The following is a 13,689-nucleotide window of genomic DNA, read 5'->3' as shown; positions in this document are numbered from 1 at the left end:
TTGTGCGTTCTTTTTTATGGGGTGAAGTCTTTGAATATTCGCTCCGAGAGTAAGAACTTCCCCAGAGCAAGTAACCTCCTCACAACCGCAAGTATCCACCAATAATCCGCTAGTAAAAAAATATTTTCATCCGACCCCCACAAAAAAGACAAGCCCTTCGAATAACTAAGTGTCCGAACAAAATGGGCAAATACAACACGAGGTGATAAAACAATGCAGATGAAATTTAAGAAAACTGGAGCAGCTCTATTAGTAGCAACAATGACGGTAACGGGAGCAAGTTATGCTTGGGCAAACGAAAATCTGTTTGATACGGTAGATTTAAGCAAAGTACTTAATCAAAAAGAAACTGAAACTGTTGAAGCACCGAAAACTACAACACCAGAAACTACAACACCGGAAACTACAACACCTCCCGCAACAGAGGAAAAAGTGACGTGGGACATTGAAATTCCTGAAGGATATACTGCTGGAAACTTAGCAGCACTTTCCAAAGCGTATGAAAATGCTGGAAATGAAACAGCTAAAGCAGCGATCAAACGTAATGCAGAACGCGCAATCGCAAAATTCGAAGCTGAACAAGCTGAGGTTCCTGAAACACCAGAACAAGAAGAACCAAAAGCTGAAGAGCCAGTTACAGAAACTCCTGTAGTAGAAGAACCAGTTGCAGAGACACCAAAAGAAGAGACACCAAAAGAAGAAACTCCTGTAGTTAAACAACCAGTAAAAGAAACAAAACATGCTGAAAAAGAGGAAAGAAAAGCTCTACAACAAGAACAAAAAGAAGAACGTAAAGCACTACAAGAAGAACACAAAGCTGAAAAGAAAGCTTTAAAAGAAGAACACAAAGCTGAAAAACAACAAAACAAAAAGAACAAAGACCAAAAATAAATCCATAACAAAATAAAACACTATTTTATTAAGATGAGATAAATCGTGTAGATACTTTTAATTTCGTCTAGTAATTTAGCAAAATAATCAAACAAAAATAGAACCGCTTTTCATTCTTCGCTCAGCTAACGTATAATTATAGGCTAAGCGAACATGGGAACGGAGGGTATGTATGCTCTTGTCAATGATGCAAGGTCTATTCAAAACAAAACCAAAACAAAATACGCAAGAGCTTATAACAAAAGCGCAAGCAGGTGATAAGGAGGTCTTAAATGACCTCCTTCTTGCCCATACCCAATTTTCAAAAAAAACAGCTAGTTTCATCTGCAAACGTCCTATAGATGAACAGGACGAAGAATACAGCATCGCCTTAAATGGATGTCATGAAGCAATTCATGCATACAACGCAACCGAAAATACTTCCTTTCAAACTTTTGCCCACTTAATTATTAAAAGGCGCCTCATTGACTTTATTCGAAAAGAAACAGTTCGACACAAAAAGGAACTTCTCTTTGATAGAGGTGAAAATGAGTCAGAGGACGATCATTTTTTAGTAAAAGAGCAGGCAGTAACTACATATTCAGAAGAACAAGTTAATGAAACAAGACGAGAAGAACTAATAAAATATAGCAAATTATTATCGAGCTTCAACCTATCTTTCGACGAGCTCACAAAAGCAGCACCGAAGCATAAAGACGCAAGAAAAACAGCTTTTCAAACTGCACAAATTATTGCACATTCAGAAGAACTGTATGAACTATTTATAGAAAACAAAAAACTACCTTTGAAAGAAATAGAAGCACTGGTGGAAGTATCGAGAAAGACTTTGGAACGGCAACGGAAATACATAATTGCTGTCGTACTTCTACTAAACAGTGACTTTGTTTATATAAAAGACTATGTGAAAGGAGAAATCATATGATGCGCAAATATAAGGGCATTGTTTGCGAAAAGAAAGAGTCCTACTCTGTTTTCCTTACAGAAGATGGCGAGTTTCTTCGTGGAACCCCACTTAATAGAGCTGTTCAAATAGGGGAAGAAGTGGAATTTTATTTAATTGCTAACGTCACAGCTCCAAAACGGATGAAACCAATTTTCATAGCTCCAGCCTTAATAGCTGCAATGCTTCTCATAATTTTAGTCTCATCATGGTTTCCCCAAACAACTCCAGCCTATGCCTACATTAATGTAGAAGGTGACTCAAAGATTGAAATCGGGATCGATGAGGATGGAAAAGTGATTTCCCTTCACTCAACTGAAGGTTCGCTAAAAGATTGGGAAGGTCAGTCACTCGACCTCGTACTTACAAAAGCAGTCGATCAAGTTGGAGCCGAAGAGAAGAAGCTAGCTGTCACAACCGTTTATGAAAAAGAAGATAAACCAAAGTTAAATAAACAAATTGAAAAAGCAGTCCAAAAAGTACAAAAAGGAAAACCTTCTTCCGAAAAAAATTCAGTGGAGCCAAAACCGAAAAATCCAAAGTCTGAAGCTATACCCCCTGGACAAATTAAGAAAGAGGAAAAGGTACAAAAGCCAAATAAAGAACAAAAAAATACGCAAAAACAGTTTGATAATAAAGAAAGTAAAAATGAACCAAAATCCAAAAAAGACACACCAGTAAAAGATAACGAACCAAAAGTCAAAAAAGAACAGCAGCCAAAAGAAAACAAACCATCCAATAATTCCAACAACATTCCTGGTCAAGAAAAGAAAAAAGGCCAAGAAAAATCGAACAATGGAAATAATCCGAATAAAAACAATGACTCCAACAATAAAGACAATCCTAACAAAGAAAATAAATCCAATAATAGCAATAAAAATTAAATAAATATAAAAAAGAGCGTGCAAGAAACGCTCTTTTTTTATATTTGTTTGTAATAAAAGGGCGAATCTTATCGTAAATAGTCAGAATAGTCAAATATAATATAGATTAATTTAAATTACCCTGTTATACTAACTGAAAATTAGTAAAAAAGAACCTGTTGTTTGGGAGGTGTCTTAAAAAAATGGGTTTTTTCAGGAGTAATAATACCTGTAATAAACTTTATTTAAGTTTATTTATGGTAGTTTCTATCTATTCAATATATTTAAGTTCTCCATTGGAGGTGTTTGCTAGTAACTTGGAAAAAGATATTTATTTTGTATCGCTAACCGGAAATGACGGAAATGATGGATCAATTGGAGCTCCTTGGAGAACGATTCAGAAGGCTGCAAATGAGTTAGAAGCTGGTGAAACAGTGTTTGTTCGAGGTGGTATTTACTCAGAGACAATTAAAATTACTAACTCAGGATCCAAAGAAAAAGGATATATCATCTTCCAAGCATTTCCACAAGAAAAAGTTATATTGGACGGAGAAAGCATATCCTTCAAAAGTGGAAATAAGGCGATGTTCCATTTGGAAAATATAGAGTACTTAAAAATTATAGGATTTGAGCTACGAAATTTAATTGTTAATAGCAGTGAAAAGTATCCAGCTGGAATTCTTGTCAGTGGGACAGGAAGTAATATTCATCTAGTGGGTAATAATATTCATCATATTGAAAATAGGGCAAAGAAAGGGAATGCTCATGGAATTTTATTCTATGGTAACGATCAAAAGGGAATAGCGAATATAGTTATTAACCAAAATAATATTCACCACTTGACGCTTGGTTGGAGTGAGGCACTTACCCTATCAGGAAATATTGAAGGATTTACAATTACACAAAATGATATTCACCACAATAACAATATTGGAATAGATGTCGCTGGTTACTATAACGCATGCGAGGATAAATGTAGTGATCAGGCAAGGAAAGGTTTTATTGCACACAATCGAGTATACCAAAATAGTTCTGGAAATAACCCAGCCTACGAAGGCAGTTTTGCTGCGGGGGGAATTTATGCGGATGGGTCAACTAATATAACAATCGAAAATAATTTAGTTTACGAAAATGATTTTGGAATCGAGTTAGCAAGTGAAAATTTTCTTAAAAACACTTCGTTCATAATTGTGAAAAACAATGTGATTGTTAACAATAACGGCGCAGGACTAATTATGGGAGGTTCTACCAAAGTAAACGGGGGAGCATATAAAAATTTCATTTTCAACAATATTTTTAAGCATAATGACATTAGAAGAGAAGGCTATGGAGAAATCACTGTACAAAATAATGTTTCTAACAATGAGTTTACAAACAATTATATTTACATCTCACCAGGACAAATAGCAATTCAGCAAGGTCACAACGGGATAAATAATGTATTCAAAAACAATCGTGTTTACCAGATTAACAAGCAAACAAGAACTCCGAATAGTATTGAAAACCGTATAAATAAGTTAGTTAAAGATATAGAGAAATAACTTTTATGAATTACCAGAGTAAAAATGGGGGACAGGCAAATGAGAGTATTAATAACTGGTGGTTTTGGCTTTATAGGTTCTCATGTGGCAGAAAGATATTTCAAAGAAGGATATGATGTATTCATTATAGATAATCTATCTTCAGGGAAAAAAGAAAATGTAACGATTAAAAACAAAAATTATCATCTTTCGGTGCAAGATCCAAAGTGTGAAGAAATATTTAAATCCTACCGATTTGATGTAGTTATTCATCTTGCTGCACAGGTAAGTGTACAAAAATCTATTCAAAATCCAATAGAGGATATGGATATTAATCTTGTAGGTTTAGTGAATATGCTCAATTTATCAAATAAGTATGGTGTGAAAAAATTTCTATTTGCTTCGTCTGCCGCTGTATATGGAGCTACCGAGGAGTTGCCGATTAAAGAAGATGCTTATCTCAATCCCATATCACCTTACGGCATTAGTAAATGGATGGGCGAGACTTACTGTAAGAAATGGGACGAATTATATGGTTTTACTAGCATATGTTTTCGTTTTTCTAATGTATATGGACCAAGGCAAAGTAGTGAAGGTGAAGGTGGAGTAGTATCCACTTTTTTGAGAAAAGTCTTAGACGAAAAACCAATAGAAATCCATGGAGATGGAAAACAAACGAGAGATTTTATATTTGTAAAAGATGTAGCTGATGCATTGTATAGAGCTTCTAACACAGACCTGTTAGAAGGTGTTTATAATTTGTCAACGAACACACAAGAAAGTGTTAATGACCTAGTTCTTCATCTAGAAGAGTTTCATAGAGATTTAGAATTTAGTTACACAGCATCCAGAAACGGAGATATTTACAATTCGGTTTTAAGTAATGACAAAGTGAAAGATGCCTTGGATTGGAGTCCGATGTATAGTCTACGGCAAGGATTAAAGCAGACATATGACTGGGCACTGGAGGAAAAGCTTAGTCAAAGGAAAAGAGCACATCAGAAACCAAAGTCTAAATATGAACCATCCAAGCTTTATAAGCCAATTCAGCCTTACCTAGAGAATGCGTTTTTATATGCAATTGTTTGCCTGTTCGTTCTGACTGAGCAGTTTAGTATGCTTAGTGCTGTTAATGTAAGCATTTTCTACATTGTTTTAATTGGCATTGTGTATGGAAATCGTCAATCCTTTATCGCAGTAGCTTTATCAGTTCTTCTACTAACAATGGAAAAACTTCAAACTGGTAGAGAAATTATATCGCTGCTCTATGATACATCCTTCTTTTTCCAAACGTCCTTATTTTTATTTATTGGCTTAGTAGTTGGGTACACAACACAAAGTAAAAATAACAAGTTAAAAGAACAAAAAGAAAAATTATTGGAGACAGAAGAACGTTACACCTTCCTTTATGACATTTACTCCGAGATGAAAGAAGTGAAGGATGAACTTCAATTACGGGTGCTCAATAGTGGAGATAGCTTTGGTAAAGTTTATTCGATTATTAAAGAACTAGAATGGCTAGAGCCAGAAAAAGTTTTAAACCGCACGATTCACGTTATACAAATGATTATGAATGTCCAAAACGTATCAATTTATGTGATGAATAAAGAGCAATCATTCTTAAGATTAGTCGCACACTCCAATGACGATAAAATGTCAGTGGTTAAATCACTGGATGTGGAGAAGTCTGAATACGTTCAGTACCTGATGAGAAAGGGCAACGTATTTGTTAATAAAGAGCTAGACGTTACATTGCCATTAATGGCCACTCCACTTTACTTTGAAGGTAAATTATCTGCCATTATAACGATAAATGATTTGAAATTTGATAGATTTTCACTGCATTACGAAAATCTCTTTATGGTAACGACCCAACTTGTAGAGTCTGCACTAGCTAAAGCTTTTGCGTATATTGAAGCAACAGAAATGAGTCGCTATATACCGAATACACGTATTTTAACAAAAAATGTGTTCTTTGAAATATTGGAAAATAAGAAAGAGGCGCAGTTAAAATACAAAACGCCATTCCTACTTTTACAAGGTCTCTTAAATGAAAAACCGTTATCGGATTATGCGAACCAACTATCTGGTCTACTGAGAGAAACAGATTATATTGGCCAACTGGAGGACGACAACTTTTTTGTCCTGTTATCCAATACCGATTATGTGGATGGAGAAGCTGTTCTCAACAGATTTGAACAACATGGAATTCGACTAAACTGGATAGAGGAGGGGGCAGTATGATTCTCTATTACCTTTTCTACTTAGTCGTAAGTGCAATTATCATAGTATTTTCATCTAAAAAAAGTTGGAAGGAATGGTTGTTGAGGATGACAATCGTATCATTTCTTCCTGTTGTCGGATGGTTATTTCCAGTTGTATGGCCGAAAGCATGGATTACGAACAAAGGACAATTATTTAGTGAGTACATGAAGCAGCAGGAAGAAAATATAGATATAGAGGTACATGTAACACATTCAAAGATGAATAAAGAAAAAGAACTCAGTGTTATACCAATCGAGGATGCTCTTTTAGTTAATAATTACATGACGAGAAGAAAAGTAATGATTGATGTATTAAAGGAAGACGCGATTCAATATATTGATGTGATCAAAATGGCGGTGCTAAACGAGGATACAGAAACTTCTCACTATGCCGTTTCAGCGGTTATGGAGGTAAAAAGGAAACTATCTATTTCACTTCAAGAGCTATCCGTAAAATTTGAACAACATAAAGAAGATACACAAGTAGCAAAGGCCTATGCACAAGTAATAAATAAATATTTATTGAGCGGATTCTTGGACAATCAAACACTTAGAAAATATAAATATACGTATATTCATATCCTTACTCAAATTATTGTCAATGGCGGAGAAGATATGGATATATTTGAAGAAAAATTTAAAACCGAAATGGAAATGAAAGAATATATTAAAGCGGAGCAAACCTGTCGACAGTATTTGAATAAATATCCTAATGAAGAAAATCCATACTTAAATTTGTTAAATCTCTATTATACAACTCGAGCTACAACAAATATGTTAGAGGTTTTAGAGGACTTAATGAAATCACGCGTAAGGCTTTCTAATCGCGCGTTAACAATTGTCCGTTATTGGTCAGGGGGATTGGACTATGGAAGTACAAAACAATTTCTCTAAAAAGTTATATATAATTATTGCTCTAGTTTTGCTGATCGGTATAATGCTCCAACTCTCCCGCTCCCAATTTGTATTGAAATTTCAAAAAAATGAAAGCTTAGCACAGCAAACGGCGCAGGCATTTACCGCATTACCGACAGCAGAGCTAACTGAATTAGAAGGAAATAATTATTGTGTTATTTCCAATGAACAAGAGGAATATAGCAGCAAGCTTTCAGCAAATGCTATAAAGTCTTTGGACTATATGCAGAAAAAAACGATAAGTATAGATATCAATGTCGAACTGCCAGAACTAGAGAAATGTGACGTTGTTATTCTGGCTACCAATGAAATTGTAAATATAGGAACTTCCGAGGAGATTGAACAATTTGTATATAACGGGGGCTATATTTTTTTCATGTCTTATTTGGAAATAGATGCGGAATATCAAATGCTGTATAGATTATTCGGCGTAACTTCTTTTGGGAATTCAATAGAAACTAAAGGAATATATTTAACTTCCAATGTACTTATTGGAGAAAAGGATCTCTTAATCGAAGAAGATTTTATGAGCAATATATCCGTAATGGTGGATTTGGATGAAAAAGCAGAATTATTGGCTGAAAGCGATAAGAAAGTTCCTTTGCTTTGGAGAAGTGAATATGGACAGGGAGCATTTATGTCATTTAACGGTACGTTGTTATCGGAGAAGATTAATCGAGGATTTTTCACAGGTGCCTTAAGTCTGCTGGAGCCAAACTTTATTTATACAATTTTTAACTCGAAAGTATTTTTTATAGATGATTTTCCGGCACCAATTGCACAAGGAAAAAATGACATAATCTATGATGAATACAAACTGGGAACTCCAGCCTTTTTTAGGGAGGTTTGGTGGCCCAATATGCTAATGGTTTCTAGAAAATATAATATGAAATACACAGGTGCATTGATAGAATCTTACAATGATCGGATTAGTCCCCCATTCAACAATTCAAATGATATCGAAGGTAGTAACCTAATATCCTATGGTCGGGAAATTATTAAAAGTGGAGGAGAACTAGCATTTCATGGATACAATCATCAGTCATTAGTTTTAAACCCTGCAGTATCTAATAAGTTCGGATACAAAGCGTGGAAAAACGAAGAAGATATGACGGAAGCCATAGAAGAGTTAGTGGAGTATACAAAGTCTGCATTCCCATCCTATACCGTTACTGCATACGTCCCTCCTTCAAATGTACTCTCTCCAGAAGGTAGAGAAGCTTTAAAAAAAGGTTGGCCAGATGTAACAGTTATTTCTTCTCTTTATGGAGAGGATGCAGAAAACATATCATATATTCAGGAATTCGAAATAGCAAAGGATAACATTCTTGAAATGCCACGGATTACTTCTGGTTACTATGATGATATATATAATCATTGGGCTGAAACTAATACGATGACGGGTGTTGGTGTATTTTCTCACTTTGTTCACCCAGACGATGTGATTAGTAATGACAGAGGAAATGATATGGGTTGGGAAGATCTATATCTCCAATTTAATCAGTATATGGACAGAGTACATGAAACATATCCTTGGGTACGACCTATGACAGCAACAGAGGCAGCATTAAATATGGGAAATACACTTCAAACACAAATTAGTTGGAAAATGGAGGAAGATAGTGTTTCTGCTTCCATCGTAAATTATAAAACAGAGACTTCATACATTTTTAGAACAGATAAAAAAATTAAAAGACTTCATAATTGCGAGGTTATGGAAATTGATGAAGACGTTTATTTAGTAAGTGCAAAAAACTCAGAATTTAAAATAGAGTTGGAGTGAAAAGCTTGAGAATTTGTTTAATAGTGGAAGGATCCTATCCGTATGTATCTGGCGGTGTTTCTAGCTGGATTCACTCAATTATTAATGAAATGAAGGAGCATGAATTCGTCATTTTTGCCATCGGAGCAGATACAAAAAAAAGGGGACAATTTCGTTATGAACTTCCCCCTAACTTAATAGAAGTGAAGGAAGTTTTCTTAGATGAATATATGTATGAGGACAAAAGATGGGGGAAGCGTTATAACCTTAGTGCAGCTGAAAAAGGCTGTCTAGCTGCATTGATTAATGGACAGAAAACCTTAAACTGGGGAGCGCTATTTGACTTGATTCGCAGTGAAAAGTTTAGGAATGTAGGAGATTTTCTAACTAGTACTGATTATTTTGACTTGGTAGAGGAGCTAGGGAAGAATACATATTCCGAAGTTCCTTTTACAGAGTTATTTTGGACGCTTAGTTCAATGATCTTACCCCTTTTCTTAACGATAAGACATAATATTCCCGAAGCAGATGTTTATCATTCCGTTTCTACTGGTTACGCTGGAGTTATTGCAAGTTTAGCGAAGCATTTATACAACAAGCCAGTAATACTAACAGAACATGGTATTTATTCGCGGGAGCGGGAGGAAGAAATTATTAAAGCGGATTGGCTCAAAGGTTATTTTAAAGACTTATGGATTAACTACTTTTACACGCTTTCAAGTTCAATTTACGAATCGGCCGACCAAGTCATTACACTTTTCAATAGAAACAAGGAAATAGAGATCGAACTAGGCTGTAAAGCAGAGAAGATACGTATCATCCCTAATGGTGTGGATATAGAAAGTTTTAACAATGTAGTTGCTGAAAAAGACGATGAAATCATTCGAATTGGAGCAGTAATACGAGTGGTTCCTATCAAGGATATCAAAACTATGATTCAAAGTTTTGCTTTAGTGAAACAACAAGTACCTAATTCTGTGCTATATATTATGGGTCCTTCAGAGGAAGACAAGATTTATGATGAAGAATGTAAGCAAATGGTCAAATCCCTTGGAGTAGAGGATGTTATTTTCACAGGTATGGTACAAGTCAAGGACTATATTGTGGAAATGGATGTAATGATTCTTACTAGTATAAGTGAAGGGCAGCCCTTAGCGATCTTAGAGGGATTAGCAAGTGCCAAGCCATTTGTCTGTACAAACGTAGGAGGGTGTAAGGAATTGATATATGGAGGACCAGATGACACTTACGGGGCAGCTGGATTTGTAGCATCCGTTATGAACTATGAAGAAATTGCTGGCTACGTTATTAAATTATGCCAGGATAGAAAACTCAGAGAAACATATGGAAAAAATGGTTTTGAACGTGTGAAAAATGAATACAAACGAAGTGAATTTATCGCAAACTATCGTGAAATCTATCATTCATTAGGGGGGGAAGAGAATGGCGGGTATAGGCTTCGAACTTCGTAAGTTGTACCAGGAAGAAGGAATTGTCGGAAATCTAAAGGCCTATGCTTATTCATCTATGACCACTATTGGACCAATGATTCTTTGTATTTTTTTAGTAATAGTTCAACAGCAATTGATGAGTGCAAATGCGGGGAGTTTTTTTGACAGACAATTATTCATATCTACAATGACCTACAGCTTTATATTTTCCATCATGTTTACGGGTGGGATTAATATGGTGTTGACACGACATGTGGCGGATATGCTGTATCAAAAAAATTATGACCAGATTATATCCTCATTTTACGGTGCATTAATAGTAGTTTTACCGGTAGCGGGTATTACTACTGCTGTATTTTTATATGGTGTAGACGAAAGTTTGGGATACAAAAGTACTGCATATATATTTTTTATCGAATTGATAATAATTTGGATTCAAAACGTATATATGTCTGCCCTAAAGGATTACAAACGAATTGTAAGAGCGTTCACAATCGGAGTTTTCATCTCGCTTATTGTTAGTTTTTTAGTATTCAGACTTGCATTAGTGAGTCCAGTTATTAGTGCAATAATAGGGATGGATGTTGGATTTTTAGTTATTGTTGCAATGGGAATGTACCATTTTGAACAGGTCTTTCCAAGAGATAAAAAGAAGAACTATTTTGCGTTCTTCTCTACATTTAGAAAATATCCGATTATCCTATTTAGTGGTTTCTTTCTCTATAGTAGCGTGTATGTACATAATTTTATGTATTGGCTATTCTCAGGGCAAAGCATGTTGGTCGCCGAGAGGTACTTACTAGCACCATTTTATGATTTACCGGTATTTTATGCTTATTTATCCGTAGTACCATCGCTTGTACTGTTTGTAATAGTAGTGGAAACTGACTTTTATGAAAGCTTCGTAAATTACTATAAGAATGTATTAAATGGCGGTACATATAAAAGTATGAATAACGCTAAAACGAAAATGCAAAGTGTATTATTACATCGAGTCGGTTTCTTAGTAGAAGCACAGTTATTATTTACTGCATTGGCAATTGCTTTTGGTATTATTTATCTGCCTAAGATCGGATTTTCGATGAACCAATTAGATTTATATATCTTATTATGCCTAGGCTACTTCTTCTTTATTATTGCATTCGTAATGATTCATGCACTTATGTATTTTGATGATCGGAAAGGTGTGCTGGCGATAAGTGCGCTATATTTTGTTCTAAATGGGTTTCTTACAATCGCAACGATTCAAATGGGAATTGACGGGTTAGGAATGTTTGTTTCTTCCTTTTTAATGCTAGTTTGTACGATTGCTCGTTTATTATATGTACTTTCCCGTATCGATTATTATACGTTTCTATCTCAGCCTGTATCTATGAAGACAATGAAGAAAAAGAAAGTACTCTCTCTTTTTGGAATAGTGCTATCTTCTTTTCTTTTCTTAGTAGGATGTTCAGATAAAGAATCAGGTAGTTCGTTGCAAACACAGGAAATTGCAGAAGAACAAATAGAAATTGGTGGAGACGACAAGTTGCTCGACGACAAAAGGCTCTATGAACGAGACGAGGATGGGTCGATAAAAACACTTTATATAACGATATTGCCAAAAAAATCGGAGAAAAAGCAGGATGTAGATTGGTATGCATTAAATAGAATCACCGATCGCTATAGTGAAGAGTCCCTTGATATTATTATGTCAGAAGGTCTAGATGATGGAAAAGGGTCAATTGAAGGAATGTTTGGACACGGAGCAGTGGAGGCTAACGCTAAAATTAGTATAAGAGGAAATACCGCTCGCTATGCTGCTCAAAAATCTTACAAGCTCAAGCTATTTGATAGTGCAGGTCTCTGGCGAGATCAACGCACGATAAATTTAAACAAGCATATTTCTGATTTGAGTAGAGTTCGAAACAAACTAAGCTTTGATTTAATGGAGAACATACCGAATATCACTAGTCTTCGGACGCAATTTATACATCTTTATGTAAAAGATATGACAACAAATAATAATGGAACATATGAAGATTACGGTTTGTATACACAAATCGAGCAACCTAACGAAATGTTTTTAAAAAATCATTGGCTAGACCCAAACGGCTACTTATATAAAGTATCGTTTTTTGAATTTTATCGTTACCCGGAGTTCATAAAATCTCATACAGATCCAACGTATGATAAAAAACAATTCGAAACGATTCTCGAGGTAAAGGGACGAGAAGAGCATGACAAGCTGATCGCTATGCTTGATGACGTGAATAATAAGGCTATACCAATTGAAGATGTAATAGAAAAACATTTTGATCTTGATAATTTAATGACGTGGGCTGCGATTAATATTCTCATGGATAATATGGATACAGACGCAAATAATTTTTATCTATATTCCCCTTTGAACTCAGAGAAATGGTTCATTCTACCTTGGGATTATGATGGTGGATGGGAACTTCAAAGAAAAAGTGAATCGATTAGACCTTATCAAGCAGGGATTAGTAACTTATGGGGAAATGAACTATTTAATCGTTATTTCCGCAGTGAAAAAAATGTTCATAATCTAATTGATAAGGTGGAGGAACTCTCAGAAGTTATTAACCGAGAGACGATTGATAAGCAGCTAGCATCTTATGAAGAAGTGGTTAAGCCATTTCTGTTTCGCCAACCAGATAGCAACTACTTACCTGGAGTAAATACAAATTTTGAAAATGATTTGCAGCTTATTAGGAATACACCTGATCGTGCAAAGCAACGATTTTATGAGGATTTACAGAAGCCAAAGCCGTTCTATATGGACGACATCGTTGTAAACAAGGAAGAAATTATGTTGTCATGGGTTATATCCTATGATCTTCAAATGGACAATCTACTATATAATGTGTCGGTTGCAACTGATCCATTGTTTACGGATATCGTCGTTGAGAAAAAGGGACTTAAAGAGAATTACTTCACTATAGGAAAACTACCTCCAGGAAAATACTTTTGGAAAGTGACAGTAACAGATAGCAAAGGAAATGAACAGTCATCCTTTGATATATACATGGACGAGGAAGGCAATAATTTCTATGGCATAAGAGAATTTGAGGTGGAGTGAA

The 13,689-nt window shown here is 35.2% G+C and carries 9 protein-coding genes; all 9 read left to right on the top strand.

Translation table 11 applies throughout. The annotated features are described in order from the left end of the window. Positions 1-213 precede the first annotated feature (213 nt). The 9 genes from ACIQX2_RS03515 (at position 214) to pelG (ending at position 13,688) form a co-directional block, all read left to right on the top strand. Positions 214-891, top strand: a complete 678-nt coding sequence (locus ACIQX2_RS03515; protein WP_402847012.1) for a hypothetical protein — start codon at positions 214-216, stop codon at positions 889-891. A 172-nt stretch (positions 892-1,063) separates the two neighbouring features. Then, on the top strand, positions 1,064-1,813 hold the full coding sequence (gene sigI, locus ACIQX2_RS03510) for an RNA polymerase sigma-I factor (RefSeq protein WP_402847010.1): 750 nt from the start codon (positions 1,064-1,066) through the stop codon (positions 1,811-1,813). Further along, complete coding sequence (locus tag ACIQX2_RS03505) at positions 1,813-2,715, top strand: anti-sigma factor domain-containing protein (RefSeq protein ID WP_402847007.1); 903 nt, start codon at positions 1,813-1,815, stop codon at positions 2,713-2,715. The genes sigI and ACIQX2_RS03505 overlap by 1 nt, the downstream gene beginning before the upstream one ends. A 296-nt stretch (positions 2,716-3,011) precedes the next feature. After that, positions 3,012-4,235 (top strand): right-handed parallel beta-helix repeat-containing protein, encoded by a 1,224-nt coding sequence (locus ACIQX2_RS03500; protein ID WP_402847004.1) that lies wholly within the window; start codon positions 3,012-3,014, stop codon positions 4,233-4,235. Between the two features lie 39 nt (positions 4,236-4,274). After that, positions 4,275-6,458: an NAD-dependent epimerase/dehydratase family protein gene (locus ACIQX2_RS03495; protein WP_402847000.1), complete on the top strand. Its 2,184-nt coding sequence runs from the start codon at positions 4,275-4,277 to the stop codon at positions 6,456-6,458. Next, positions 6,455-7,372: a hypothetical protein gene (locus tag ACIQX2_RS03490; RefSeq protein ID WP_402846997.1), complete on the top strand. Its 918-nt coding sequence runs from the start codon at positions 6,455-6,457 to the stop codon at positions 7,370-7,372. The genes ACIQX2_RS03495 and ACIQX2_RS03490 overlap by 4 nt, the downstream gene beginning before the upstream one ends. After that, positions 7,347-9,176, top strand: coding sequence for a DUF2194 domain-containing protein (locus ACIQX2_RS03485; RefSeq protein WP_402846994.1), 1,830 nt, complete (start codon positions 7,347-7,349; stop codon positions 9,174-9,176). The genes ACIQX2_RS03490 and ACIQX2_RS03485 overlap by 26 nt, the downstream gene beginning before the upstream one ends. 5 nt (positions 9,177-9,181) lie before the next feature. Next, on the top strand, positions 9,182-10,627 hold the full coding sequence (pelF, locus tag ACIQX2_RS03480; protein WP_402846991.1) for a GT4 family glycosyltransferase PelF: 1,446 nt from the start codon (positions 9,182-9,184) through the stop codon (positions 10,625-10,627). Continuing rightward, positions 10,599-13,688: an exopolysaccharide Pel transporter PelG gene (gene pelG / locus ACIQX2_RS03475; RefSeq protein WP_402846989.1), complete on the top strand. Its 3,090-nt coding sequence runs from the start codon at positions 10,599-10,601 to the stop codon at positions 13,686-13,688. Before pelF ends, pelG begins: the two co-directional genes overlap by 29 nt. Position 13,689 lies beyond the last annotated feature (1 nt).

The sequence above is a fragment of the Psychrobacillus sp. NPDC096623 genome, from assembly GCF_044762655.1.
Taxonomy (GTDB): Bacteria; Bacillota; Bacilli; order Bacillales_A; family Planococcaceae; genus Psychrobacillus.
This window is presented reverse-complemented; position numbering and strand designations above follow the sequence as displayed.

Excerpts from the sequence above, each read along its gene's own strand:
- ACIQX2_RS03515 (WP_402847012.1), top strand. The coding sequence starts at position 214 with ATGCAGATGAAATTTAAGAAAACTGGAGCAGCTCTATTAGTAGCAACA.
- sigI (WP_402847010.1), top strand. The coding sequence starts at position 1,064 with ATGCTCTTGTCAATGATGCAAGGTCTATTCAAAACAAAACCAAAACAA.
- ACIQX2_RS03505 (WP_402847007.1), top strand. The coding sequence starts at position 1,813 with ATGCGCAAATATAAGGGCATTGTTTGCGAAAAGAAAGAGTCCTACTCT.
- ACIQX2_RS03495 (WP_402847000.1), top strand. The coding sequence starts at position 4,275 with ATGAGAGTATTAATAACTGGTGGTTTTGGCTTTATAGGTTCTCATGTG.
- ACIQX2_RS03490 (WP_402846997.1), top strand. The coding sequence starts at position 6,455 with ATGATTCTCTATTACCTTTTCTACTTAGTCGTAAGTGCAATTATCATA.
- ACIQX2_RS03485 (WP_402846994.1), top strand. The coding sequence starts at position 7,347 with ATGGAAGTACAAAACAATTTCTCTAAAAAGTTATATATAATTATTGCT.
- pelG (WP_402846989.1), top strand. The coding sequence starts at position 10,599 with ATGGCGGGTATAGGCTTCGAACTTCGTAAGTTGTACCAGGAAGAAGGA.